Source organism: Zoogloea sp. GDB6, from assembly GCF_056724105.1.
This window is the reverse complement of the sequence record NZ_CM161497.1, coordinates 4,527,232-4,553,347: the sequence shown is the minus strand read 5'-3', so window position 1 is coordinate 4,553,347 and position 26,116 is coordinate 4,527,232. Positions and strand designations below refer to the sequence as shown.

The 26,116-nt window shown below is 66.3% G+C and carries 21 protein-coding genes; 15 read left to right on the top strand and 6 right to left on the bottom strand.

The window, feature by feature from the left end; translation table 11 throughout:
- Window positions 1–69: 69 nt before the first annotated feature.
- From gcvA to grxD, 5 genes are all read left to right on the top strand, one after another.
- Window positions 70–1,014, top strand: a complete 945-nt coding sequence (gene gcvA / locus AC1PQG_RS20770; RefSeq protein WP_481119657.1) for a transcriptional regulator GcvA — start codon at window positions 70–72, stop codon at window positions 1,012–1,014.
- A 76-nt stretch (window positions 1,015–1,090) separates the two neighbouring features.
- Window positions 1,091–2,344, top strand: coding sequence for a glutamyl-tRNA reductase (gene hemA / locus AC1PQG_RS20765; RefSeq protein WP_481119656.1), 1,254 nt, complete (start codon window positions 1,091–1,093; stop codon window positions 2,342–2,344).
- Window positions 2,345–2,392: 48 nt separating this feature from the next.
- The gene (gene prfA, locus AC1PQG_RS20760) at window positions 2,393–3,478 is read left to right on the top strand and encodes a peptide chain release factor 1 (RefSeq protein WP_481119655.1); all 1,086 of its coding nucleotides are present in this window, start codon (window positions 2,393–2,395) and stop codon (window positions 3,476–3,478) included.
- Entirely contained in the window at window positions 3,471–4,295 is an 825-nt protein-coding gene (prmC, locus tag AC1PQG_RS20755) for a peptide chain release factor N(5)-glutamine methyltransferase (RefSeq protein ID WP_481119654.1), read from the top strand. Before prfA ends, prmC begins: the two co-directional genes overlap by 8 nt.
- 64 nt (window positions 4,296–4,359) lie before the next feature.
- The gene (gene grxD / locus AC1PQG_RS20750) at window positions 4,360–4,677 is read left to right on the top strand and encodes a Grx4 family monothiol glutaredoxin (RefSeq protein ID WP_481119653.1); all 318 of its coding nucleotides are present in this window, start codon (window positions 4,360–4,362) and stop codon (window positions 4,675–4,677) included.
- A 68-nt stretch (window positions 4,678–4,745) separates the two neighbouring features.
- On the opposite strand, the gene AC1PQG_RS20745 is transcribed toward grxD, so the two are convergent.
- Both AC1PQG_RS20745 and argH read right to left on the bottom strand, forming a co-directional pair.
- On the bottom strand, window positions 4,746–6,032 hold the full coding sequence (locus AC1PQG_RS20745) for a protein kinase domain-containing protein (RefSeq protein ID WP_481119652.1): 1,287 nt from the start codon (window positions 6,030–6,032) through the stop codon (window positions 4,746–4,748).
- Window positions 6,033–6,040: 8 nt separating this feature from the next.
- Entirely contained in the window at window positions 6,041–7,492 is a 1,452-nt protein-coding gene (gene argH, locus AC1PQG_RS20740; RefSeq protein ID WP_481119651.1) for an argininosuccinate lyase, read from the bottom strand.
- Window positions 7,493–7,576: 84 nt separating this feature from the next.
- Here argH and AC1PQG_RS20735 point away from each other — a divergent pair, with 84 nt between their 5' ends.
- From AC1PQG_RS20735 to AC1PQG_RS20715, 5 genes are all read left to right on the top strand, one after another.
- On the top strand, window positions 7,577–8,596 hold the full coding sequence (locus tag AC1PQG_RS20735; RefSeq protein ID WP_481119650.1) for a sensor histidine kinase: 1,020 nt from the start codon (window positions 7,577–7,579) through the stop codon (window positions 8,594–8,596).
- A complete protein-coding gene (locus AC1PQG_RS20730) occupies window positions 8,593–9,360 on the top strand; it encodes a LytR/AlgR family response regulator transcription factor (RefSeq protein ID WP_481119649.1) in 768 nt (255 codons plus the stop codon). Before AC1PQG_RS20735 ends, AC1PQG_RS20730 begins: the two co-directional genes overlap by 4 nt.
- A gap of 134 nt (window positions 9,361–9,494) precedes the next feature.
- Entirely contained in the window at window positions 9,495–11,624 is a 2,130-nt protein-coding gene (locus tag AC1PQG_RS20725) for a YgiQ family radical SAM protein (RefSeq protein WP_481119648.1), read from the top strand.
- A gap of 281 nt (window positions 11,625–11,905) precedes the next feature.
- Window positions 11,906–12,463 carry a hypothetical protein gene (locus tag AC1PQG_RS20720; protein WP_481119647.1) on the top strand — a complete coding sequence of 186 codons (558 nt, stop codon included), beginning with the start codon at window positions 11,906–11,908 and terminating at the stop codon, window positions 12,461–12,463.
- A gap of 136 nt (window positions 12,464–12,599) precedes the next feature.
- Entirely contained in the window at window positions 12,600–14,228 is a 1,629-nt protein-coding gene (locus AC1PQG_RS20715) for a methyl-accepting chemotaxis protein (protein ID WP_481119646.1), read from the top strand.
- Between the two features lie 47 nt (window positions 14,229–14,275).
- Here the strand turns inward: AC1PQG_RS20715 and ppc are convergent, their stop codons facing one another.
- Window positions 14,276–17,038 carry a phosphoenolpyruvate carboxylase gene (gene ppc / locus AC1PQG_RS20710; protein ID WP_481119645.1) on the bottom strand — a complete coding sequence of 921 codons (2,763 nt, stop codon included), beginning with the start codon at window positions 17,036–17,038 and terminating at the stop codon, window positions 14,276–14,278.
- 197 nt (window positions 17,039–17,235) lie between these two features.
- Here ppc and hemC point away from each other — a divergent pair, with 197 nt between their 5' ends.
- The 5 genes from hemC to ahpC all read left to right on the top strand — a co-directional run bounded on the left by hemC (window position 17,236) and on the right by ahpC (window position 22,043).
- Window positions 17,236–18,165 (top strand): hydroxymethylbilane synthase, encoded by a 930-nt coding sequence (gene hemC, locus AC1PQG_RS20705; RefSeq protein ID WP_481119644.1) that lies wholly within the window; start codon window positions 17,236–17,238, stop codon window positions 18,163–18,165.
- 10 nt (window positions 18,166–18,175) lie between these two features.
- A complete protein-coding gene (locus tag AC1PQG_RS20700; RefSeq protein ID WP_481119643.1) occupies window positions 18,176–18,976 on the top strand; it encodes a uroporphyrinogen-III synthase in 801 nt (266 codons plus the stop codon).
- A gap of 10 nt (window positions 18,977–18,986) precedes the next feature.
- Entirely contained in the window at window positions 18,987–20,084 is a 1,098-nt protein-coding gene (locus AC1PQG_RS20695; RefSeq protein ID WP_481119642.1) for a uroporphyrinogen-III C-methyltransferase, read from the top strand.
- An 8-nt stretch (window positions 20,085–20,092) separates the two neighbouring features.
- Window positions 20,093–21,268 carry a heme biosynthesis HemY N-terminal domain-containing protein gene (locus AC1PQG_RS20690; protein WP_481119641.1) on the top strand — a complete coding sequence of 392 codons (1,176 nt, stop codon included), beginning with the start codon at window positions 20,093–20,095 and terminating at the stop codon, window positions 21,266–21,268.
- A 211-nt stretch (window positions 21,269–21,479) separates the two neighbouring features.
- Window positions 21,480–22,043 carry an alkyl hydroperoxide reductase subunit C gene (ahpC, locus tag AC1PQG_RS20685; protein WP_481115778.1) on the top strand — a complete coding sequence of 188 codons (564 nt, stop codon included), beginning with the start codon at window positions 21,480–21,482 and terminating at the stop codon, window positions 22,041–22,043.
- Between the two features lie 148 nt (window positions 22,044–22,191).
- On the opposite strand, the gene hemF is transcribed toward ahpC, so the two are convergent.
- The 3 genes from hemF to purH all read right to left on the bottom strand — a co-directional run bounded on the left by hemF (window position 22,192) and on the right by purH (window position 26,057).
- Window positions 22,192–23,100 carry an oxygen-dependent coproporphyrinogen oxidase gene (gene hemF / locus AC1PQG_RS20680; RefSeq protein ID WP_481119640.1) on the bottom strand — a complete coding sequence of 303 codons (909 nt, stop codon included), beginning with the start codon at window positions 23,098–23,100 and terminating at the stop codon, window positions 22,192–22,194.
- An 84-nt stretch (window positions 23,101–23,184) separates the two neighbouring features.
- Window positions 23,185–24,474 (bottom strand): phosphoribosylamine--glycine ligase, encoded by a 1,290-nt coding sequence (gene purD, locus AC1PQG_RS20675; protein ID WP_481119639.1) that lies wholly within the window; start codon window positions 24,472–24,474, stop codon window positions 23,185–23,187.
- A gap of 14 nt (window positions 24,475–24,488) precedes the next feature.
- A complete protein-coding gene (purH, locus tag AC1PQG_RS20670; protein WP_481119638.1) occupies window positions 24,489–26,057 on the bottom strand; it encodes a bifunctional phosphoribosylaminoimidazolecarboxamide formyltransferase/IMP cyclohydrolase in 1,569 nt (522 codons plus the stop codon).
- Between the last annotated feature and the right edge of the window lie 59 nt (window positions 26,058–26,116).

Sequence of the window (26,116 nt, the reverse complement as noted above, 5' to 3'; positions counted from 1 at the left end):
TTGCATGCTGCGGTGCAGCAAACGAGTATTTGTAATGCTACGATCAAGCTTTACTTATTCGTTGGCGTGATGAGCTATCGTTTGCCTCCTCTTGCTGCGCTGCGCGCATTCGAGTCGGCCGCCCGTCATCTGAGCTTCAAGCGAGCGGCTGCCGAACTCTTCGTGACGCCCGCGGCGATCAGCCAGCAGATCAAGACGCTCGAAACCTATCTCGATACCCCGTTGTTTCGGCGTTTGCCGCGTGCGCTGGAGCTTACGGATGCGGGGATCGCGATGCTGCCCAAGGTCAGCGAAGGACTCGCCAATCTCGTTGCTGCCGTGGAGATGACGCGCCATGGCAGGCCGCGCGCGCTGACCGTCCATGTCCCTCCTTTTTTCGCGCTGCGCTGGCTCGTGCCGCGGCTGCCACGGTTTGCAGAGTTGCACCCCGATATCGAATTGCGCCTGGCCAGCAGCGAGGCCAGCATCGACGGTGTCGGGGAGCCTGTCGAGGTGCTGGCAGACCTGCACGGTGATGTGAGCGACGTGATGGTGCGCTTTGGTGCCGGGCGTTACAGGGGCTCCCAATGCGACCTGATTCTCGCGCCGGACTACATGCTGGTGTGCAGCCCGGAGTTGATTGCCCGTTCAGGGCCTCTGCTGACGCCGGCGGATGTGTGTCGGCAAGTGCTGATCCATGACGAGTCCCTGCCGGACGAAGGCGGGCGGCCGAACTGGGCTGACTGGTTCCGTCTGGCCGGCCTGCCGGGGGCCGATGTCAGCCGGGGGCCGCGTTTCTCGAGCACTGCGCTCGTGCTCGAAGCTGTTCTGGGCGGGCAGGGGGTCGCCTTGATACTGCGGCCGCTCATCGAGGCCGAAGTGGCTGCCGGCCGCCTGATCCTGCCTTTCGATGTTTCGATGCCTTCCCGCCATGCCTATCATCTGGTGATCTCCGATTCCGTCAGCGAGCGTCCAGAAGTACGGGCTTTTCGCGAGTGGATGCTGACGGAGGCGGTCAAGCCCGACGGGCGGTAACGATGCGCCCTTATCGCCAAATTTTCGGGTGATATAATCCGGCTTTGCCGAATTTCGCCACTGCCTGGCTTTTCCCGTGCAGCTTTTTGCCCTTGGCTTGAATCACCACACCGCGCCCCTGTCGATCCGCGAACAGGTCGCGTTTCGCCCTGAGCGTCTGGTTCAGGCGCTGGCTGATCTCGTGGAGGCCAAGCCGGTGAAAGAGGCTGCCATCCTGTCCACCTGCAACCGCACCGAGTTGTATTTCGCGACCCAGCAGCCTCAGCATGCGGCGGACTGGTTTGCCGAGTACCACCGGGTCGCGTTGAGGGACATCTCTCCTTACCTCTACACCTTTCCGCAGCGGGATGCGATCCGCCATGTGTTCCGGGTGGCGAGCGGGCTCGATTCGATGGTCATCGGCGAGCCGCAGATCCTTGGGCAGATGAAGGATGCTGTGCGCCAGGCCGAGGAGGCCGGGACGTTGGGCGCGACGATGCACAAGCTCTTCCAGCGCACCTTCTCGGTGGCCAAGGAAGTGCGTTCGACGACAGCGATCGGTGCCAACATCGTGTCGATGGCGGCAGCGGCTGTGCATCTGTCGGAGCGGATCTTCGAGCGGGTTAGCGATCAGAAGGTGCTGTTCGTCGGTGCTGGCGAGATGATCGAGTTGTGTGCGGCGCACTTCGGTGGCGCCAAACCGCGTCGTCTGACCATTGCCAACCGTACCCAGTCGCGTGCCGAAGACCTGGCAGCCCGCTTCGGCGGCGATGTGCTGCGGCTCGACCAGGTTGGTGAAGCGCTGGCCGGCTACGACATCGTGGTGTCCTGCACCGGCAGTCCCTTGCCCATCATCGGGCTCGGCATGGTCGAGCGGGCCCTGAAGGCGCGTCGCCACCGTCCGATGGTCATGGTGGACCTGGCCGTGCCGCGGGATATCGAAGGCGAAGTCGCCGGACTCGATGATGTGTTCCTCTACACCGTGGATGATCTCGCGCAAGTGGTGGATTCCGGTCTCGAATCCCGCCAGGCCGCGGTGGTCGAAGCCGAGACCATCATCGATGAGCGCGTCGATGGTTTCCTGCACTGGCTCGACAGCCGCGATACAGTGCCGACCATCCGGGCGCTGCGCTCCCATGCCGATGAGTTGCGCCGGGCCGAGCTCGAGCGGGCCGTGCGCCTGCTGTCCCGTGGCGACGATCCGCAGAAGGTGCTCGAAGCGCTCAGTCACGGCCTGACCAACAAGTTCATGCATGCCCCGACGCGTTTCCTGAATGACGCAGAGGGTGACCAGCGGGGCGACAGCGCCGAGCTGGTCCAGCGTATCTTCAATCTCCACAGAGACCACTAGTCCCGACGGGGGTGGTCGTCCTCGCCTGCAATCGCAGGCCCCAAGCCAATGAAACAGCGTATCCGCGACAAGCTGGACAATCTTGCCGACCGCCTGCAGGAACTCGATCGCCTGCTCGCCAGCAGCGAGGCGGCCAGCGACATGGACAACTACCGCAAGCTCACGCGCGAGCATGCCGAAATCTCGCCGGTCGTCGCGCTTTACCGGGACTTCTGCCAGGCGCTCGAAGACGAAGCCACCGCCAGGGACATGCTGGCCGATCCGGAGATGAAGGAACTGGCCGTTGCCGAGCTGGAGACCGCCCAGGCGGCCCAGGCACGTATCGACGGTGAACTGCAGACAGCCCTGCTGCCCCGCGACCCCAACGACGAGCGCAACCTGTTCCTCGAAATCCGCGCGGGCACCGGGGGCGATGAGGCGGCCCTGTTTGCCGGTGACCTGCTGCGTATGTACACCCGTTACGCGGAGCGTCAGGGCTGGCGTGTCGAGATCATCTCGGCCAGCGATTCCGAACTGGGCGGTTACAAGGAAGTCATCGTTCGGGTTGCCGGCAATGGCGCCTACTCCCGCCTGAAGTTCGAGTCCGGCGGCCACCGTGTGCAGCGGGTGCCGGCCACCGAGACCCAGGGGCGTATCCATACGTCGGCCTGTACCGTGGCCGTCATGCCTGAAGCCGATGAAGTCGGCGACGTGGAGCTTAATCCGGCCGATCTGCGCATCGATACCTTCCGGGCTTCCGGTGCGGGTGGTCAGCACATCAACAAGACCGACTCGGCGGTGCGCATCACCCACATTCCCACCGGTATCGTGGCGGAGTGTCAGGACGGGCGTTCCCAGCACCAGAACAAGGCTTCCGCGCTGCGCGTGCTGGCGGCGCGGATCAAGGACATCCAGGTGCGCGAGCAGCAGGCCCGCGAGGCCGCAACCCGCAAGAGTCTGGTTGGCAGCGGCGATCGTTCCGAGCGCATTCGGACCTACAACTACCCGCAAGGCCGGCTCACCGATCACCGCATCAACCTGACCCTCTACAAGCTCGACGCGGTGATGCAGGGCGAGCTGGATGAAGTCATCGCGGCGCTGACCGCCGAGCATCAGGCGGAACTCCTGGCGGCGCTGGCCGACGAGAATGCCTGAGCTGACCCTCGGTAGCGCGCTGGCGGCGGCGCGCGGGCGCATTCCGGCCAGCGAGGCGCGCATGTTCCTGTGCCGGCTGCTTGGCATCGGGGCTGCCCAGGTGGCGGCTTACCCGGAACGCAGCCTGTCGGCCGAGCAGTCCGCGCACTATGCGGCCTGGCTCGAACGCCGGTCGGCCGGCGAGCCGATGGCCTACATTCTCGGAGAGCGGGAATTCTACGGGCGGTGTTTTCAGGTGAGCCCGGCGGTGCTGATTCCGCGCCCCGAGACAGAACTGATCGTCGACCTCGTCCGTGAGCGGATTCGTCCCGGCAGCGTGCCGCGCATCCTCGATCTGGGGACGGGCAGCGGCGCGCTGGCCGTGACGTTGGCGCTGGAGATTCCGGAAGCACAGGTGACGGCGGTGGACCTGTCACCGGCCGCACTTGATGTGGCGCGTGGCAATGCGGCCCTCCTTGGTGCTACGGTGCGCTTCATCGCGAGCGACTGGTTTTCCGCGGTGGACGCGACAGCTTTCGATTTCATTGTCAGCAATCCACCGTATATTGCCGACGCGGATCCGCACCTGGATGATGGCGACGTGCGTTTCGAGCCCCGCACGGCGCTGGCGTCAGGGCCCGCAGGGCTCGACGATCTGCGCCGGATTACGCTGGCGGCGCCGGCCTTCCTGGCGCCCCGCGGTTACCTGTTCATGGAGCATGGCTACGATCAGGCGGCAATGGTCCGTGACTTGCTTGTTTCCGCTGGCTTCCAGGAGGTGGCGTCGGCAGTGGATCTGGCTGGTATCGAAAGAACGAGCCATGGCCGCCGCCCTTGACGCCTCCCTCCGTCAGGCCTAGACTTTCCCGACTGAATTGCTCAACTATTTTTGCGAGACCACGATGGACGTTCAAAAGATCATTCACGAACAAGTCACCACGCACCCGGTCGTGCTGTACATGAAGGGTACGCCGGCTATGCCGCGCTGTGGCTTCTCCGCCGCTGCCGCGCAGATCCTCAAGGTTTCCGGTGTGCAGAACCTGTTCTCCGTCGACGTGCTGGCCGACGAAGCCATCCGCCAGGGCATCAAGGAATACGCCAACTGGCCGACCATTCCGCAGCTCTACATCAAGGGCGAGTTCGTCGGCGGTTCGGACATCATGAAGGAAATGTTCGACTCCGGTGAGCTGAAGAAGCTGATCGACGAGGTGCTGGCCTGAGCTAGGCTGAGTTGAATACAAACGGGGCAGCCATTGGCTGCCCCGTTTGCGTTGGTGGCTACCTCGCTTCAGACGCTGGAGATGCGGCTGTTGGCCAAGGACAAGCGAGTGGCGAGGACTTCGAGGAAGCCCTTGTAGAAGTGCATCTGGCACAGCGCGGAGGCACGCAGCAGGGCCGGCGCCCGGATGATCAGGATGCGTGTTTCGGCGGTGGCTTCCACCGAGGCTGTGCGTGCGCCACGTCCGGCCGTGAAGAGCGCCATCTCGCCGAAGCAGTCGCCCGTACTGAGTACGTTGAGCAGATGGCCCTTCTTGATGATTCGCAGCTCGCCATCCACGACGATGCAGAAATGATTTCCCGGCTCGCCTTCCTTCATGACGATGGATCCGGACGGGATCAACCTCCATTCCGCGAAGCGGACGATCTCCCAGATTTCGATATCGCTGAATTCCCGGAAAAAGCGGAAGGCGCGCAGACGCTCGAACTTAGCGCTGTCCGGCGGTTCGCTGCGGTCGTCTGTGGCGAGGTTGCGGTTGCGGTAGGCCTGGGCCAGGTCGTGGGAAAACTCCATCCAGGTCGCGTAACGGGCGGACAGATCCTTCTGCATCGCGCGCACGACGATGGCGTCCAGTTCGGGCGGAATCTCAGGACGGATGCTCGACGGCGGCGGGGCGACCTGGTTGGCGATCTGGTAGATCAGGTTGACGTTGGTGCTTGCCTGGAAGGGCAGCTGGCCGGTCAGCAACTGGTACATCACCACGCCAAGGGAATAGATGTCGGTGCGGTGATCCAGCGGCATTTCGCGGACCTGCTGCGGCGACATGTAGGCCGGCGATCCGAGACCGGATACCTGCGTGGTCTCGCTGGCCGTGAAGATCGCTGCACCGAAGTCGGACACCTTGATGTCCTGGCCGTTCGGTGAGGTAAGCAGGATGTTGGCCGGCTTGATGTCCCGGTGCGTGACGCCCTGCAGATAGGCGTAGTCGAGGGCCCGCGTGCATTTGAAGATGATCTCCACCAGGCGCTCGAAGGACAACAGGTTGTCCGGCTTGGTGAAAGCCTCCAAAGTGCCGCCGGGCACGTACTCCATGACCACATAGGCATCCCGCTCCTCGATGACCGCATCGTGGATCTGGGCTATGTGCGGATGCTGCAGCTTGCCGGCGAGGGAGGCCTCGTTGAGCAGCAGGTGGTGGTACAGCGCGGTACGGTCGGTGCTGCGCAGGATCTCCGGATGGAGGCGCTTGATCGCCATCTCGCGCTGGCTGAAAGGATCGAAGCCGAGATAGACGGCGCTCGTCGCGCTCTCCCCGAGCAAACGCCGGATCTCGTACTTGCCGATCCTTTCCATCATGCCTCTCCTCAGGCCAGACGTGCGCGAGCGCGAGCGATGGCTGAGCGCACTTGATTGGGTGCAGTGCCGCCCACGTGATCGCGGGCCGCCAGCGAGCCTTCCACCGTCAAGACTTGGAACACATCCTCGCCCAGACGTTCGACGGCGCCGGCCACGTGGGCCATCGCCGTTCGCAAGTCTTCAAGCGGGATCTGTGGCAGGTCGCAGCCCTTGGCGTCAGCGGCGCGCACGGCCAGGGCGACGGCTTCGTGGGCGTCGCGGAAGGGCAGGCCCTTCTTCACAAGATAGTCGGCCAGGTCGGTGGCTGTGGCGTAGCCCTGGGTCAGCGCGGACTGCATGGCGGCCGGCTTGACACGCACATTGAAGACCTTTTCGCCGTTCTCGACGCGGCTGCCCATCATGTCAGCGTAGATGCGCAGAGTGTCGATGGCGGTGTCGGCGGAGTCGAACAGTGGCTCCTTGTCTTCCTGGTTGTCCTTGTTGTAGGCCAGCGGCTGGCCTTTCATCAGGGTCAGCAGTGCGATCAGGTTGCCGTTGGCACGGCCGGTCTTGCCGCGCACCAGTTCGGGTACGTCGGGGTTCTTCTTCTGCGGCATGATCGAGCTGCCGGTGCAGAAACGGTCGGCCAGGTCGATGAAGCCGACGCGTGGGCTCATCCACAGGATCAGCTCTTCCGACAGGCGCGAGAGGTGGGTCATCAGCAGCGACACGGCAGCGCTGAACTCGATCGCGAAGTCCCGGTCCGACACCGCGTCGAGGGAGTTGAAGCAGACCTCCTCGAAGCCCAGCAGCTCGGCCACGTATTCCCGGTCGATCGGGTAGGTGGTGCCGGCCAGCGCGGCGGAGCCCAGCGGCAGGCGGTTGACCCGCTTGCGACAGTCGGCGAAGCGCTCGGCGTCGCGGCGCGTCATCTCGTAATACGCCATCAGGTGATGGCCGAAGGTGACCGGTTGGGCGACCTGCAGGTGGGTGAAGCCCGGCAGCGGGGTGTCGGCGTGGTGCTCGGCCAGGTCGAGGACGGCCAGCTGGAATTCGCGGATCAGGCCGAGGATGGTGTCGATGGCGTCGCGCAGCCACAGGCGGATGTCGGTGGCGACCTGGTCGTTGCGGCTGCGGCCGGTGTGCAGACGCTTGCCGGCATCGCCGACGAGGGCGGTCAGGCGCTTCTCGATGTTGAGGTGGACGTCTTCGTCGTCCAGGTTCCAGTTGAACTCGCCGCGTTCGATCTCGCCGACGATCTGTGCCATGCCGCGCTCGATGTCGGCCAGGTCGGTGGCGCCGATGATGCCCTGCCGGGCCAGCATCTTGGCGTGGGCGAGGGAGCCGCGGATGTCCTGGGCGGCCATGCGGTTGTCGAAGAACACGCTGGCGGTGTAGCGCTTCACCAGGTCGGAAACGGGTTCGGAGAAGCGGCCGGACCAGGCCTTGGGGCCGTCCTGCGACGCGGATTGATCTGCCATAATTGCGAATGCTCTCTGCGATTAAGTTGGCCTATGCCCGTGGAGAATCCCGTGGATTCAAGGTTTTGGCCCGATTTTTGACCCATGAGTATAAAACAAAACCCGCAGCTTGCCGGCCGCGTGCGCTACCAGGGGGCCTTGCCGGACTTTCGCAATCTGGGTGTCGTGTTGCGCGTTCTGTTGCTCGTCAATGCCCTGGCGTTGCTGGCGGTGTTCGTGCGCAACGAGGTTGGCAGCCGCTTTGTGCAGGACGTGCTCGATATGGCGATGCGTGTCGAATTCCCCCTGATCCTGTCGGTTGCGCTGCTGTTCCTGCTTCAGCCCGTGCTGAGCCGCCTGCCGACGCCGGGCGGGGCCATTGCCGCCGGTGGTTTCGTCCTCGCGGTGGTTGTGTTCTCCCATCTGCTGCTGACTCCGGTGGATGGCTATGGCCTGGGGCGTTCCCTGGTCTGGTCCTGTATTGCGTTCGGCTGCGTGCTGGCTTATTTCCATCACCGTGGCACCACCTATGCGCCTGCGCTTGCTGAGGCCCGCCTGATGGCGTTGACAGCGCGGATCCGGCCGCATTTCCTGTTCAACAGTCTGAACGGCGTGCTTGGCGTGCTGCGCTCCAATCCACGGCGGGCCGAGGAGGCCCTGGAGGAGTTGTCCGATCTCTTCCGGGCTCTGATGCAGGACAACCGCGACTTGGTGCCCCTGGCTGAAGAGACGCGCTTGTGCGAACGCTATCTGAACCTGGAGCGCTTGCGCCTCGGCGGGCGGTTGGCCGTGGACTGGACCCGGGACCCGGCCGCCGATGCGGCTCTGGTGCCGCCGCTGATGCTCCAGCCGCTGGTTGAGAATGCCGTCTATCACGGTATCGAGCCCGGAGAGGCAGGTGGCACCGTCGCCATTTCCACGGCCCGGCGCGGTGCGGAGGTCCACATCGAGATCACCAATCCGGTGTGCGGCGTCGCCATGCATCATGTGGGCAATCGCATGGCCGTGGATAACATCCGGGAGCGTCTGATGCTGTTCTTCGATCTGGAAGCGAGTCTGGACGTCGAGCAGGGGAATGACGTTTACCGGGTACGCATCCGTCTGCCTTTCAGGATTGCCAGATGAACACCATGTCGCCGCTCTCCGTGCTGATTGTCGATGATGAAGCGCCGGCCCGCACGCGCCTGCAGGACCTGCTCGGAGATCTTGCCGATGCGCACCCCACCCGTGTGATCGGCACCGCGGCCAATGGAGTGGAAGCCTTGGCTGTGCTGGAGCAGGAGCGGGCGGATCTGGTGTTGACGGACATCCGCATGCCGGTCATGAACGGTATCGAGCTGGCTCGCCATCTGGGACGGCTGGAGCCGCCACCGGCCGTGGTGTTCGCCACCGCCTATGACGAGTATGCGGTGCAGGCCTTCGAATTGGCGGCCATCGATTACTTGCTCAAGCCGGTGCGTGCCAGCCGCCTCGCCGATGCGCTGGTCAAGGTGCGGCGCCAGCATCGGCCATCGGAGGAAACCCTGCGCCAGCTGTCGCCGGGCGGGCGGGGGCATTTCAGCGTCAGCGAGCGGGGGCGCATCCTGCTGGTGCCGGTGGCCGACGTGCTGTTCCTCAAGGCCGAGCAGAAATACGTGGTGGCGCGCACCCGTGAGCGGGAGTACCTGCTCGACGAGTCCCTGGTGCAACTCGAAGAAGAATTTGCGGGTCGCTTCCTGCGCATCCACCGCAATTGCCTGATTGCCATCCATGCCGTGAAGGGCGTTGCGCGTGCCACCACCGGCGAGGATGGCGAGGCCCACTGGGTCGTGCTGTTCGAGGGGATCGCCGAGCAGTTGCCAGTCAGCCGGCGGCAGTGGCCGGTGGTCAAGGAAGCCTTGAAGGTATAGGGAACGTCCGGTTTCGCGGGTGTTCCAACATGGGCTCCCGTACAATCGCGCCCATGGAAAAACCCGGTACTACCCCCTCTTTGCTTTCGTATCCGCCTTACCGTCCCAAGCTCAAGCGGGCGCCTTTCCTGCCCATGAGCCGGGCGGAAATGGACGCGCTCGGCTGGGACGAATGCGACATCATCGTCGTCACCGGCGATGCCTACATCGACCATCCCAGTTTCGGCATGGCGCTGGTCGGCCGCGCACTGGAAGCCCAGGGTTTCCGCGTCGGCATCATCAGCCAGCCGGACTGGCATTCCGCCGACGCCTTCCGCGCCCTCGGCAAGCCGCGCCTGTTCTACGGCATCACCGCCGGGAACATGGATTCGATGATCAACCGCTACACTGCCGACCGCAAGCCGCGCTCGGACGACGCCTACACGGCGGACGCGCTGCCCGACAAGCGCCCCGACCGGGCGGTGGTGGTGTATGCCCAGCGTGCCCGCGAAGCCTATCCGGACGCCAACATCGTGATCGGCAGCATCGAGGCCAGCCTGCGCCGCATCGCCCATTACGACCACTGGTCCGAGAAGGTGCGCCGCTCCGTGCTGCCCGACTCCAAGGCCGACCTGCTGATCTTCGGTTCCGGCGAGCGGGCGGTGATCGCGCTGGCCCATCGCCTGGCCGCCGGCGAGCCGATCGAAGAGATCCGCGACCTGCGCGGCACGGCCTTTATGGTCAAGCCCGGCTGGCATCCGGAGGGCTTCGTGGAGATCGATTCCGTCGCCATCGACCGGCCCGGCCCCGTCGAACCCCATCCTGATCCCTATGCGATGGAGCCCCAGCAAACCGCCCCGGCGACGCCGGATGGCGCGCAGCCAGTGCGCATTGTGCCCGCCGCCGAGCGCGTCGCCGCCCGTAAGGCCGCGCGCGCCCACCAGGTTATCCGCCTGCCGGCCTACGAGGTGGTGAAGGACGACCGGGTGATGTACGCCCATGCGTCGCGTACCTTCCACCTGGAGTCCAACCCGGGCAACGCCCGCGCGATGGTCCAGGCCCATGGCGTCGGCCCCGGTTGCCGCGATGTGTGGCTCAACCCGCCGCCGGTGCCGCTCTCCACCGAGGAGATGGACTGGGTCTTCGGCCAGCCCTACGCCCGTCAGCCGCACCCGAGCTATGGTGAGGCGCGCATCCCGGCCTGGGACATGATCCGCTTCTCGATCAACATCATGCGCGGCTGTTTCGGCGGCTGTACCTTCTGCTCGATCACCGAGCACGAAGGCCGCATCATCCAGAGCCGCTCGGAGGCCTCCATCCTCAAGGAGATCGAGGAGATCCGCGACAAGACGCCGGGCTTCACCGGCACCATCTCCGACCTCGGCGGCCCCACCGCCAACATGTACCGGATGGCCTGCAAGGATCCGAAGATCGAGTCCTCCTGCCGGCGCCTGTCCTGCGTTTTCCCGGGCATCTGCGAAAACCTCGGCACCGACCACGGCCCGCTGATCCAGCTGTACCGCAAGGCACGGGCGATCCCCGGCGTGAAGAAGGTGCTGATCGGCTCCGGCCTGCGTTACGACCTCGCCGTGCGCTCGCCGGAGTACGTGAAGGAGCTGGTCACCCACCACGTCGGCGGCCTGCTCAAGATCGCCCCTGAGCACACCGAGGACGGTCCGCTGTCCAAGATGATGAAGCCGGGCATCGGTACCTACGATCGCTTCAAGGAGATGTTCGAGCGCTTCTCTAAGGAGGCCGGCAAGAAGCAGCACCTGATTCCCTACTTCATCGCGGCTCACCCGGGCACCACGGATGAGGACATGGTCAATCTGGCCCTGTGGCTGAAGACCAACAACTTCAAGCTCGACCAGGTGCAGACCTTCATGCCGACGCCGATGGCGATGGCGACCACCATGTACCACTCTGGTAAGAACCCGCTGCGCAAGGTGTCGGCGGCATCCGAGGCGGTGGATACGCCCAAGTCCGGCCGCCAGCGCCGCCTGCACAAGGCGCTGCTGCGCTACCACGATCCGGAAGGCTGGCCGCTGATCCGCGAAGCCCTGCGGGCGATGGGCCGTGGCGACCTGATCGGTGCATCTCCGCGCCACCTGGTGCCGCGCGATCAGCCGGTGGTCCTCGACCGCGGCGAAGGACGCAAGTGCGCAGCAGGCGCGCCGCGCAAGAGCGGCGGCAAGGCTGCCAGTCCTGTCGGCGCACGCCGTGCGCAGCCGGAGGTCCGCAAGCCGCCGGTGCCCGCGGCCGCGCGGCCGCGCGGGAAGCGCTGAAAGTTCATCGCAGCCGGCGGCCTGCCGGCGTGTTCTGCTGAGTCACTCGGCCAGCGCCGTTTCGACTCATGCTGAATGGGCGAAAACGGGCCCGGCCGATCAGCCGGGCTTGTCTTTTCTGCGCGCGTCGGGGATGCACCATTGTCGTCTTTGCGACACGCCCCGGCGCCCGCCGATGGCGCGGAAAGCCTTGTCCCGCAAGGCGCGGCCGTTTTCGTACGGGCTGGCATTCCTTTTGCACAGTAATGGTCATTTGCCATCTACCTGCCAAGGAAGCCGCCATGCTGTACGACCGCTACGAAAAAGACCAACTCCTCTTCAACATGAACTTCAAGGAAGCCGTCGGCGACAAGGCTGCCTATCGCGGCGAGCTGGTGGTGATCGAAGGGGAAGTCGGTGATGCCCAAGGCCGCCGCAACGCGCCGAAGGCCGTGCTGAAGCAGGGCGTGTCCCTGGCCGCCGGCGACAAGCTGGTGTTCCTGGCCGGCTCCCTCGACCAGCTCGACCTGGTCGAACCGCTGTTGGCCAAGTACGGCCCGGACTTCGCCGAAGGCTCCAAGGCGATCCTGTTCGTGGTCAACGTCGCCAAGCCGGTGCTGTTCGATTTCAACGGCGCCACCGTCGAGCTGATCCCGCTGCAGGACGGTATGACCTGGAACGAACTGGCCGACCTGATCGGCTACGAAAAGGAAGACTTCAAGGGCCAGACCGCCTCCCAGAAGGTCGTGACCCTGGTGGACGGCCTGGCCTCCCGCAAGCCCAAGCTCGACAAGCTCACCCTCGCCGAAGTCATGGGCCTGGCCACCGACGCCAAGCGGGAAGCCCGCGGCGCGGTTTAAGCCGCCGCAGCCGGAGAGGCGGCGCCTTGCGCCGTTTCTCCCATTCCCCTTGTGACCTGCCGACAGCCGGCTCGCCGTTCCTGCGAGCTGGCTGTGGTCGTTGCGTCCGGACACCCGAGCCGAAGCCCCTGCCATCATGCGCATCAATCAGCCTGTTACCCGTTCGGAAACCCTGCTGCCGGATGGTGAATTCATCTATTCCCGCACCGACCTGAAGGGCACGATCATCGAGGCCAACGAGGCCTTCGCCAAGGTCAGTGGCTTTCGCCGCGAGGAGATGCTCGGCCAGCCGCACAACATGGTGCGTCATCCGGACATGCCGCCGCAGGCCTTTGCCGACATGTGGCGCGACCTGCAGGCTGGGCGTCCGTGGCGCGGCCTGGTCAAGAACCGGCGTAGTGACGGCGGCTATTACTGGGTCGTCGCCAATGCCTCGCCGGTGCGCGAGCATGGCCGCGTCACCGGCTACCAGTCGATCCGGGCGCGCCCGGCGGCGGGCGACGTGGCTGCCGCCGAAGCGGCCTACAAGCGTATTACCGATGGCGACACGTCGATCCGCATCGAACATGGCCGTGTGGTGCCGGCGCAGGTGTCGCCGTGGGCGCTGCTCGGTTCTTTCCCGGTGCAGCTGATCGGCGTGGGCTTCGGCTGCCTGCTCGGCAGCCTGCTGATGGTGTCGGGCCTGGCATCGGAGTTGCCGCCTTATGTATTGCAGGGCCTGGGGCTGATCGGCCTGCTGTGGAGCGCCGGGTTCCTGGCCTTCTTCGTGCCGCGCATGCGGCGGGATCTGGGGGCCATCACCGAACATATCGAACGTCTGCTGACCAGCGGTAACCTGGACCAGCGTTTCCATCTGTCGCGCCCCGACGTGGTCGGGCAGATCGGCCGTGGGCTGGATGATTTCGTCGCGTCGGTGCAGGCCACGGTCCAGGGTATGGCGGATACGGCGTCGCAGGTCCAGCAGGTGGCCAGCCGGGTTGCCCAGGGCGTTGCCGAAAGCGCCAGCTCGGCGGAGGTGCAGGGCGAGGCAACGGCCTCGGCGGCCCAGGGCATCGAACAGATTTCCCAGTCCATCGGCACCGTCGCCGCGTCGGCGGCAGCAACCCGTGCGGCGGCAGAGGCGGCCAGCCAGGTGTCGGTGCAGGGCGCCAGCCTGTCGGTGCAGGCCAGTGAAACCATCCTGGCGCTGGCCGAAACAGTCACCACGTCGGCCCAGCAGGTGGAGTTCCTCGGCACCCAGTCGGCCGAGATCTCACGCATTTCCGGCGTGATCCGCGAGATTGCTGACCAGACCAACCTATTGGCCCTCAATGCGGCCATCGAGGCGGCGCGGGCCGGTGAGCAGGGGCGTGGCTTCGCGGTGGTGGCCGACGAGGTGCGCAAGTTGGCCGAGCGCACTGGCCAGGCGACTCAGGAGATCGGCACGATGATCGGCAGCATCCAGGCCGAAACCGGCAAGGCGGTGGATGGCATGCGCGCCGGCGCGGTGCAGGTGGAGGCCGGGGTGCGCCTGGTGCAGGACGCCCGCGAAGCCCTGCAGGCCATCCAGAGCCAGATGGCGGAAACCCAGGACATGGTTAACGGGATCTCGCGCTTGTCCGAAGAGCAGCAGGGGGCGGTGGCCCATCTGACCGGCAGCGTCGAGCGCGTGTCGGCGATGACCGACCAGAACCAGGCCGTCATCGGGGTGACCCGTGAGGCGGTGCAGATCCTCAATCAGGCCGTCGAGCGGATGGAGATTGCGGTAACCCAGTACGCGGTGTAGGTGGGGGCCAGCCCGGGGGCCGGAATGCCGGCCCCCGGCACCGTGTATCAGCCGCTGTTGCGCAGGCCGGCGGCGATGCCGTTGATGGACAGGTGGATGCCGCGCCGCACGCGCTCGTCCTGGTGGCCTTCCCGGTAGCGGTGCAGCAGCTCGACCTGCACGTGGTTGAGCGGGTCGAGGTAGGGGAAGCGGTTGCGGATCGAGCGCTTGAGCAGCGGATTGGCGTCGAGCAGCTCGCCCTGGCCGCTGATGGTCAGCAGCATTTCGATGGTGCTGGCGTGCTCCTTGGCGATGCGCGGGAAGATTGCCTCGCGCAGCGCACCGTCCTTGACCAGATCGGCGTAGCGGCTGGCGATGGCGATGTCGCTCTTGGCCAGCACCATGTCCATGTTGGACAGCAGGGTCGAGAAGAAGGACCACTCCTTGTGCATCGCCTGCAGGCGGGCCAGGCCGGCGTCGCCGTGCTTGACGATGTAGGCATGCACGGCCGAGCCGAAGCCGTACCAGCCCGGCAGCATCAGGCGGCACTGGGCCCAGCTGAACACCCAAGGGATGGCGCGCAGGTCTTCAATGGCGGTGGACTTCTTGCGGGACGCCGGGCGGCTGCCGATGTTCAGAGCGGCGATTTCCGAGATCACCGTGGACTCCCAGAAATAGCGCTCGAAGCCGTCGGTCTCGTAGACGAGGTTGCGGTAGGCCTTGAAGGCGGCGTCCGACAGCTCGTCCATCGCCTCCAGGTATTCGGGGCGCGGGGCCGGATCGCGCGGCGCGAACAGCGTGGCTTCCAGCGTCGCAGCGGCCAGCACTTCCAGGTTGCGGCGGCCGACTTCCGGGTTGGCGTACTTGGAGGCGATGACTTCGCCCTGCTCGGTGAGGCGGATCTGCCCCTGCACCGCGCCGCCCGGCTGGGCCAGGATGGCCTGGTAGCTGGGGCCGCCGCCGCGGCCGACGGAGCCGCCGCGGCCGTGGAACAGGCGCAGGCGTACGCCATGGCGGGCAAAGGTGTCCACCAAGCCGATCTCGGCCTTGTAGAGCTCCCAGCCGGAGGTCAGGAAGCCGCCGTCCTTGTTGCTGTCGGAGTAGCCGAGCATGACTTCCTGCTCCTTGCGGCGGGACTCCAGCAGGGCCATGTAGGCAGGCAGCGAGAACAGGCGGTCCATCACACCGGCGGCGTTCTGCAGGTCGCCGATGGTCTCGAACAGCGGAATGATGTTCACGTCCAGTACGCCTTCGGCCGGGCGCAGCAGGCCAGCTTCCTTGGCCAGCACGGCGACTTCGAGGATGTCGGAGACGTCGTCGGTCTTGGAGATGATGCAGTTCGGCACCGCGGCCTTGCCATAGCGCAGGTGGGCGGCACGGGCAGCGCGGAAGATCGCCAGTTCACCGCGGCTCTCTTCGGAATACTCGATCCACGGCGACGCCAGCGGGCGCGCGGTGGCCAGCTCTTCGAGCAGCATCTCGATGCGGCCGGCCTCGTCGAGGGCCAGGTAGTCCTTGGCCGGGTCGGCGGCCTTCAGCAGTTCGGCGACGACGCGTTCATGCACGTCGGAGTTCTGGCGCAGGTCGATCGGCGCCAGGTGGAAGCCGAACACCGACACCGCCCGGCGCAGGTGGCGCAGGCGGCCGCGGGCGAGGGTGCCGAGGCCGTTGGCGGTGAGGGAGCGGTGCACGATCTCCAGTTCGTCGGCGAGTTCGTCCGGGCTGCCGTAGGGCGCTGCCGGCGCAACCGCGTGGCGCGGCGGCTGGTGGCCGAGGAGCTGCGCATACGTGGCGGCGAGGCGCGCATAGACGCCGGTCAGCGCGCGGCGATAGGGTTCGTCGCTGCGGTGCGGCGAGCCGTCCGGCGATGCGCCGGCGAGGCGCAGCAGCGCGTCGGACGCGCTGACCAGGCCCTGGGCGATGGACAACTGGGAGCCGAGGGTGTGCACCTCGTCCATGAAATAGGTCAGAGCCTTCTCGGCCTGGGTGGCGAGGGCCTTCTCGAGGATCTCGGCGGTGACGAAGGGGTTGCCATCCCGGTCGCCGCCGATCCAGCTGCCGACGCGCATGAAATTGGGCAGCTCCAGCGCGCCCCAGCTGCGGTCGCGGGCCGTCAGGCGGTCTTCCACGTTGGCGTAAAGGCGCGGCAGTTCGCGCAGGAAGCTGTAGTCGAAGTAGGACAAGCCGTTGCTGACCTCGTCCATCACCGACAGCTTCTCGGTGCGCAGCATGCGCGTCTGCCACAGGGTCAGCACCGCGCGGCGCAGGGCTTCGTCGTTGGCTTCCTGCTCATCGGGGGTGAGCTGCATGCGGTCGCGCTCGTCGAGCAGGCGGGCGATCGCCATCTGACAGTTGAGGATGCTCTTGCGCTGCACCTCGGTCGGGTGGGCGGTGAGCACCGGCACCACGTTGGCAGTGTCGAAAAAGGACACCAGTTCGGCGCTGCCCATGCCCGCGTCGAAAGCCCGCTCCAGGGCGTGGGCCAGGCTGCCTTCCTTCGGTGCGGAACCGGCGATCTGGTGCGCGCGGGAGCGACGGATGTGGTGCTGGTCTTCGGCGATGTTGGACAGGTGCGAGAAGTAACTGAAGGCACGCACCACGTCGATGGTCTGGTCGCGGGACAGGGAGTCCAGCGTGGCTTCCAGCTCGCGGCGGGCGGAGTGGTCTTCGTGGCGGCGGAAGCGGATCGAGCTCTGGCGGATGGTCTCGACCAGGTCGAATACCGCTTCGCCTTCCTGGGCACGCACGGTGTCGCCGAGCACGCGGCCGAGCAGGCGGATGTCGTCACGGAGGGGGAGGTCCTTGTCTTCGCTGCTTGTCTGTTCGCTCATCGGGGGCGGAATCCTGTCCTGTCGGTTACGGTCGGCGCGGGAGGCGCATCAGGGCGCCATGCTAGAATCCAGACCGGAATGCTCGCCATAGGTGCCTACCCTGATTGCTGCGCTGCGCAAGCCCGCAGCTTGCCCGTGGGTTCCCGGCTTGTCCATTCCTCCGAACCGCCCATTTACGCCAGCCGAGCCCGAATACCGTGAGCGCCTCTACGCCCGACCGCATCGTCATCGCCACCCGTGAAAGCCGCCTCGCCCTGTGGCAGGCCGAGCACGTCAAAGCCCGTCTCGAAGCCTTGTACCCGTCCTGCCGCGTCGAACTGCTGGGCATGACCACCCGTGGCGACCAGATCCTCGACCGCCCGCTGGCCAAGGTCGGCGGCAAGGGCCTGTTCGTGAAAGAGCTGGAAACCGCGCTCCTCGACCGGGCTGCCGACATCGCCGTGCATTCGATGAAGGATGTACCGATGACCCTTGCGCCCGAGTTCGCGCTGGTGGCCATCGCCGACCGCGAAGTGCCGCTCGATGCCTTCGTGTCCAACAAGTACGAGAGCCTCGACGACATGCCGCCGGGGGCCGTTGTCGGTACCTCCAGCCTGCGCCGCGAATCCCAGATCCACGCCCAGTACCCGATGCTGGCGGTCACCAGCCTGCGCGGCAACCTGGATACCCGCCTGCGCAAACTCGATGAAGGCCAGTACGACGCGATCATCCTCGCCGCTGCCGGCTTGACCCGCCTGGGCCTCGCCAGTCGCATCCGCGCCACGCTGCCGTCCCATGTGTCGCTGCCGGCGGCCGGGCAGGGCGCGCTGGGTATCGAGGCGCTGGCCGATCGTCCCGAAGTGGCGGAGTGGATCGCTCCGCTGGCCAATCCCCATTCCGCGGCCTGCGTGCGCGCCGAGCGGGCGACCTCGCGGGCGCTGGCCGGCAGCTGCGAAGTGCCGCTGGGCGCCTACGCCGAGGTGCAGGACGGCCAGTTGTGGCTGCGCGGCTTCGTCGCGCTGCCCGATGGTTCCCGTATCGCCCGCGCCGAGCGGCGCGGCCCCATCGACCAGCCGGAGGCCCTCGGCTTGGCGCTGGCCGAAGACCTGCGGGCCGATGGTGCCGACGAGATCCTCGCCGGCCTGTAGTCATTCGATCATGGCCGTCGGCCAGCGGCCCCTCGCCGGGCGCTCCATCCTCATCACCCGTCCGGCAGGGCAGGCCGACAGCCTGTGCGCGGCGCTTGCTGCGCTGGGGGCTGAGCCCCTGCGCTTTCCGTTGCTGACCATCGCGCCGGTGGCCGATCCTGCGCCGCTGCAGGCTGCCGCCCGGCGCCTCGGCGATTTCGCGCTGGTCTTCTTCGTCAGTCCCAACGCGGTGCATTTCGCCCTCGACGCGATGCTGCCGGTGATCGGTGCATGGCCGGCTGGCGTGGCGCTGGCGACGGTCGGCAAAGGCAGCGAAGCGGCTCTGGCGGCGAGGGGTTTCACCGATGTGATCGCCCCAACCGACGGCTTCGACAGCGAGGCCGTGCTGGCCCTGCCGGCTTTCCAGCCCGCAGCGGTGGCTGGCCGCCGGGTGCTGATCCTGCGCGGCGACGGCGGACGCGACCTGCTCGGCGACACGCTGAAGGCTCGTGGTGCGCTGGTTGAGTATCTGACCTGCTATCACCGCAGCGGGCCGGCGGAGGATTTCGCGCCGTTCGTGGCGCGTGCCCGCGATGGGCGCCTCGATGCGCTGACACTGACCAGCAGCGAGAGCGTCGGCCACTTGCTGGCCTTGCCCGACGCCGTAGCCCTGCGGGACATCCCGGTATTCGTGCCGCACCCGCGCATCGCTGCGGCGGCGCGGGAGGCCGGTTTTTCCACGCTGATCGCCACCGGCGCCGGCGACCTGGGCCTCATCGATGGCCTCGTCGGTCATTTCGCCGAGCGCAAACACACTACTTATCCGGGTTAAACTCGTTTTCATGAGCAACGAAATTCCGAGCCTTCCCTCCATCGATGCCGCCCAGCCGGCGTCGTCGACGCCCGCTTCGCGGCGCGGTTCCACCCTCATCGTCGCCGCCGTGGCGCTGGTCCTGCTGGGTTGGCAATGGGCCGACACCCGCAGCCGCATCACCGACCTGCAGGATGAACTGACCCGGCGCACCACCGACGGCGACAACCTGGCCAAGGAAGGGCGCGTGCTGGCGAAGGAAGCCCAGGACCGTCTGCAGGAACTGCAGGGCAAGGTGGGCGCGCTGGAGGCGCGCCTGAACGATTCCCAGGGCCAGCAGGCGGCGCTGGAGGCCATGTACCAGGACTTCTCCCGCACCCGCGACGACCGTGTGCTCGGCGAGGTGGACCAGGCCGTGGCCATCGCCGTACAGCAGCTGCAACTGGCCGGCAACGTGCAGGCCGCGCTGTTCGCACTGCAGACCGCCGACGCCCGCCTGGGCAACATCGACCGTCCCCAGTGGCTGCCGCTGCGCAAGGCCCTGGCCGGCGACATCGAGACCCTCAAAGCCCTGCCGCAGGTGGATGCAGGCGGGATGGTCCTCAAGCTGGAAACCCTGATCGGCCGGCTGGACAACCTGCCGCTGGCCTTCGAGGCCAAGCCGAAGGGCGATGCGTCCAAGGCCGGCCACGCCGAAGCCGGCTGGCTGAAGGGGTTGTGGCTGGATTTCTGGGCCGAGTTCAGCCAATTGGTCCGCATCGAGCGCATGGACCGGCCTGACCCGGCCTTGCTGGCACCGAGCAACGCGGTGTTCCTGCGCGAGAATCTCAAGCTGCGCCTGCTCAATGCCCGTCTAGCGCTGTTGTCGCGGGACGGCAATTCCTTCCGCGAAGACGTGCGGCTCGCCGCCCAGTGGCTGGAGCGTTACTTCGATGCGAATGACGCTTCGGTGAAGGCCGCCGGGCAGGACCTGGCCGAACTGCGCAAGGCACCGGTCGGCGTCGACCTACCGACCCTGCAGGCCAGCCAATCCGCGTTGCGCAGCCTGATGGCTGTGCCGGAGAAGCACGTCGAGGTCACCCCGGCCACGGCGAGCGTGCATGCCGCCAAGCCGGCCAAGAAGAACTGAGGTCGGCGATGCGTGGATTGCTGTGGTTGCTCGGCCTGTTTGCCCTTGCCGCCGGTCTTGCCGTGGCCGGCCGTTACAACGAAGGTTATGCCCTGCTGGTGTGGCCGCCGTACCGGGTGCAGATTTCCCTCAACCTGCTGATCCTGCTGCTGCTCGGCGGTTTCGGCATGCTCTACGGCGCGTCCCGCCTGGTTTCGCGGACGATGGCCCTGCCCGGCGCAGTGCAGCGTTTCCGCGCCCGGAAGAGCAAGGAGCGCGCATCCCAGGCGCTCTATGACGCGACCCGCCTGCGCATCGAAGGGCGCTTCGGCCAGTCTCTCAAGCAGGCGATCGCTGCCTATGGAGCTGGCGAGTCGCCAGGGCTGGCGGCGCTGATTGCGGCGCGGGCGGCGCATTCGATGCGCGATGACGAACGTTACCGCCACTGGCTGGCCAAGGCTGCAGAGCACGACGGCGAGGTCCGCGTCGCGCGCCTGATGACCGAGGCCGAGCTGGCGGTGGAAGGCCGTCGTTTCGACGAAGCCGCGGAGCGCATTGCCGATCTGCAGGCCGGTGGCCAGCGCCACATCGCCGCCCTGCGCCTGGCGCTGCGCACTGCCCAGGCGCAGGGCAACTGGGTGGAGGCGGTGCGCCTGGTGCGCCAGCTGGTCAAGGTCAAGGCCCTGCGTCCGGAGCAGGCCGAGCCGGTCAAGCGCCGTGCCCACCAGGAAGGCCTGCGCCAGCGCGTCGGTGATGCCCAGGCCCTGCTGGCCTATTGGCAGGGCGTGCCGCGGGACGAGCAGCGCGATGCCGCGGTGGTGACCGAACTGGCCCGCGCGCTGATCGCGGCGGGTGACAGCGACAGCGCCCAGAAGGTCATCGAGGCCCGGCTGACGGGTGAATGGGATTCGACGCTGGCCGGCGTATACGGCCGCTGCGACGACGGCGACATCCGCGGCCGGCTGGTCAAGGCCGAGGAATGGCTCAAGCAGCATCCGCGGGACCCGCAGCTGCTGTTGACCCTGGGCCGCCTGTGCGTGCAGTCCCAGTTGTGGGGCAAGGCCGAGAGCTACCTGGAGGCTGCACTGGCTGTCGCACCGGGCTGGGAGGCCCATGTCGAGCTGGCCCACCTGGCCGAACGTATCGAGCGCACCGATGATGCCAACCGGCATTACCGGGCGGCGGCGGAACTCTCGCGCCGTTGATGTTTTACCGGGCCGGCATTCGCCGGCCCGTCATGCCTTTTTCAAATTCCCGGATACCGTTAGAATTTTCGGGCTCGTTAGCCCGTAAGGCGACGTGCCGGGCTCGATAGTTTTTCTCAATTCAGATTATTTCTCTAATCAATTTGAGCGATTGGGCTGTCGGGCCTATCATGTGATCTCCAGAATTCATCAACCCGTGAAGGAAACAGCTATGTCCCTGATCAATACCGAAATCAAGCCGTTCAAGGCTACCGCTTTCAGCAATGGCAAGTTCGTTCCGGTTTCCGACGCCGACCTGAAGGGCAAGTGGTCCGTCGTTTTCTTCTACCCCGCTGACTTCACCTTCGTCTGCCCGACCGAGCTGGGCGACCTGGCTGATGTCTACCCCGAATTCCAGAAGCTGGGCGTCGAGGTGTACTCCGTCTCCACCGACACCCACTTCACCCACAAGGCCTGGGCCGACGCGTCCGACACCATCAAGAAGATCAACTACCCGATGATCGGTGACCCGACCGGCACGATCACCCGCAACTTCGACGTGATGATCGAAGAAGAGGGTCTGGCCCTGCGCGGCACCTTCGTGATCAACCCGGAAGGCGTGATCAAGGTCGCCGAGATTCACGACCTGGGCATCGGCCGTGACGCCAAGGAACTGCTGCGCAAGGTGCAGGCTGCCCAGTACGTGGCTTCCCACCCGGGCGAAGTGTGTCCCGCCAAGTGGACTCCGGGCGAAGCGACCCTGTCTCCGTCCCTGGACCTGGTCGGCAAGATCTAAGCAGCCGCCAGCCAGTTCTGGCGAGCTGTTCTGCAACGCCCGGACGTCCTCGCGGACGTCTGGGCGTTGTTGCATTTTGAGCACCAACAAAAAACCGCCGGTTCGAATCCGGCGGTTTTTTGTTGTGTCTTGCAGTCCCTCAGATCCTTCAAGCCCAGTCGCGGGGCACGAGGAAGTCCGTGTAGAGCTTCTCTTCCACGCTGCCTGCCTCCGGGTGCCAGTCGTAGCGCCATTTGACGATCGGCGGCATGGACATCAGGATGGATTCGGTGCGCCCGCCGGACTGCAGGCCGAACAGGGTGCCCCGGTCGAAGACCAGGTTGAACTCCACGTAGCGACCGCGGCGGTAGGCCTGGAAATCCCGTTCCCGCTCGCCGTAGGGCGTGTCGCGGCGGCGTTCGACGACCGGCAGGTAGGCCGGCAGGAAAGCGTCGCCGACGCTGCGGGTCATTGCGAAGGCCGCGTCGAAATCGACCTTGCCGTCGGCACCGTGGTCGTCGAAGAACAGGCCGCCGACGCCGCGCGGTTCGTTGCGGTGCTTCAGGAAGAAGTAGCGGTCGCACCAGTCCTTCAGGCGCTGGTATTCGCTCTCGCCCCACGGCAGCACGGCGGCCTTGCAGGTGGCGTGGAAGTGGCGGACGTCTTCCTCGAAGGGGTAGTAGGGCGTCAGGTCCATGCCGCCGCCGAACCACCACACGTCGTCCTTGCCCGGTGCGCTGGCGATGAAGAAGCGCACGTTCATGTGTACGGTCGGGCAGTACGGGTTGCGCGGATGCAGGACCAGGGACACACCCATCGCCTCGTAGCTGCGGCCGGCCAGTTCCGGGCGCGCGGCGGTGGCGGACGGGGGCAGGCCCTCGCCCATCACATGGGAGAAGTTGCAGCCGCCGCGTTCGAAGAAGTTGCCCTCTTCGATCAGGCGGGTGAGGCCGCCGCCGCCGGCCGGGCGTTCCCAGCTGTCGGTGACGAAGGGCTTGCCGTCGAAGTTTTCGAGGGCGCTGACGATGCGTGCCTGCAGGTCGAGGAGGTAGGCCTTGACGGCGTTGCGGTCGGGCATGGGCGTCTTTCCGATGGAAAAGAAAAAGGCCGGCTCTGAAAGGAGCCGGCCAGGATCAACAGGTGTAGGGCAACGCTGCTGGCGTCAGGCCTTGCGGCCGACCGCGCGGTAGCCGATGTCGCGGCGGCACTGCATGCCGTCGAACTGGATCTGATCCACCTGTTCGTAGGCGAGCCTCTGGGCGCTCTTCACGTTGTCGCCGAGGGCGGTGACGCACAGCACGCGGCCGCCGCTGGTGCGCACTTCGCCATCCACTTCGGTGGTGCCGGCGTGGAAGACGTGCACATCGTCGGACACGGCGCTGTTCAGGCCGCGGATCACGTCGCCCTTGCGCGGGCTGTCCGGGTAGCCGGCAGCGGCCATCACCACGCCCAGTGCGAAGCGGCGGTCCCACTCGGCTTCGATCTTGTCGAGCTTGCCGGCGATGGCGGCCTCGACCAGATCAACCAGGTCGGACTTGAGGCGCATCATGATCGGCTGGGTTTCCGGGTCGCCCATACGGCAGTTGAACTCGACCACGCGGGGCGCGCCCTTGCCGTCGATCATCAGGCCGGCGTACAGGAAGCCGGTGTAGGGCAGGCCGTCGGCAGCCATGCCGGCCAGCGTCGGGTTGATGATCTCGCGCATCACGCGGGCGTGCACCTCGGGGGTGACCACCGGGGCCGGCGAGTAGGCGCCCATGCCGCCGGTGTTGGGGCCGAGGTCGGCATCCTTCAGGCGCTTGTGATCCTGGGAGGTGGCCAGCGGCAGTGCGTGGCGGCCGTCGGCCATCACGATGAAGCTGGCTTCCTCGCCGTCCATGAATTCCTCGATGACCACCCGGGGGCCGCGCTCGTCGTACTGCACGCCGAGCGTGTTGTGGGTGAGCATCGCGTCGATGGCCTGGTGGGCTTCATCGAGGGTCATCGCCACCACCACGCCCTTGCCGGCCGCCAGGCCGTCGGCCTTGATGACGATCGGTGCGCCTTCCGCATCCACGTAGGCATGGGCCTCGGCGGAGTCGGAGAAGGTGCGGTACTTGGCGGTCGGGATGTTGTGGCGGATCAGGAACTGCTTGGCGAAGTCCTTCGAGCTCTCCAACTGGGCGGCTAGCCTGGTGGGGCCGAAGATCGGCAGGCCGGCGGCGCGGAAGGCGTCGACGACGCCAGCGGCCAGCGGCGCCTCGGGGCCGACCACCGTCAGCGCGACCTGCTCTTTGCGGACGAATTCAACCAGTTCGGGGATCGCCGTGACTGCCACGTTTTCCACGCCCGGCTCACGGGCAGTGCCGGGGTTGCCGGGGGCGACGAAAACTTTCTGGATGCGCGGCGAGCGCGACAGCCTCCAGGCCAGCGCGTGTTCGCGACCGCCGGAGCCGATGACGAGGATCTTCATGGACGGGCCCCGGATCAGTGACGGAAGTGGCGGAAGCCGGTGAGGACCATCGCGATGCCTTGCTCGTCGGCCGCGGCGATCACTTCGGCATCGCGAACCGAGCCACCCGGCTGGATGACGGCAGTAGCGCCGGCCTGGGCCAGCACGTCGAGGCCGTCACGGAACGGGAAGAAGGCGTCGGACGCGACCACGCAGCCGGGGATCACCAGGCCGGCGTTCTCGGCCTTGATCTTGGCGATGCGGGCGGAGTCGACGCGGCTCATCTGGCCGGCGCCGACGCCGATGGTCATGCCGTCCTTGCAGTAGACAATGGCGTTGGACTTGACGTACTTGGCGACGCGCCAGGCGAACAGCAGGTCACCGAGTTCCTGTTCGGTCGGCGCCCGCTTGGTGACGACCTTCAGGTCGGCTGCGGTGATCGGCGCGAAGTCGGCGCTCTGCACCAGCAGGCCGCCGCCGACGCGCTTGTAGTCGGGCTGCTTGACCAGGCCCAGCGGCACGATCAGCACGCGCACGTTCTGCTTGGCCTTCAGCAGTTCGAGGGCTTCGTCGGTGTAGGCGGGGGCGATCAGCACTTCCAGGAACTGGGCGCTGACGGCTTCGGCAGCGGCCTTGTCCACCGTGGTATTGAAGGCGATGATGCCGCCGAAGGCGGACGTCGGGTCGGTGGAGAAGGCCTTCTTGTAGGCCTCCAGCGGGCTGGCGGCGACGGCCACACCACAGGGGTTGGCGTGCTTGACGATGACGCAGGCCGTGCTGTCGAAGGCCTTCACGCATTCCCACGCGGCGTCGGAGTCGGCGATGTTGTTGTAGGACAGCTCCTTGCCCTGCACCTGGGTGTAGGCGGCGATGGCGCCGGCAGGGGCTTCGGATTCCTTATAGAAGGCGGCGGTCTGATGGGGGTTCTCGCCGTAGCGGAGGTCCTGCACCTTGTCGAAGGCCAGCTGGAAGCGCTCCGGGTAGGCTTTCTTGGAGCCGTCGTCGGCCAGTGCGGTCAGGTGGTTGGAGATCGCGCTGTCGTAGCGGGCAGTGTGCGTGAAGGCTTTGCGGGCCAGGTCGAAGCGGGTCTTGTAGGACAGGGCGCCGGCGTTGCCCTTCAGCTCGGCGACGATGGCTGCGTAGTCTTCCGGATCGGTCACGATGCCGACGCCGCCGGCTTCATTGCCGTGGTTCTTGGCGGCCGCGCGGACCATGGTCGGGCCGCCGATGTCGATGTTCTCGATGGCGTCTTCCAGCGTGCAGTCGGGCTTGGCGATGGTGGCCTGGAACGGGTAGAGATTGACTACCACCAGGTCGATGCGCGGAATGCTGTGCTCTTCCAGCTTAGCCAGGTGCTCGGGCAGATCGCGGCGGGCCAGGATGCCACCGTGGACCTTGGGGTGCAGCGTCTTCACGCGGCCGTCGAGCATCTCGGGGAAGCCGGTGTAGTCGGACACGTCGGTGACCGGCAGGCCGGCATCGCGGAGGGACTTGGCGGTACCGCCGGTGGACAGCAGGGCGATGCCGAGGGCGGACAGTTCGCGGGCGAATTCGATCACGCCGGTCTTGTCGGAGACGCTGAGCAGGGCTTGGGTGACTTTCATGGTGTTTCTCTGGAAGGCCGCGGGGATGCCGCGGCGGTCAATGGAGGAAAACGGGAAGG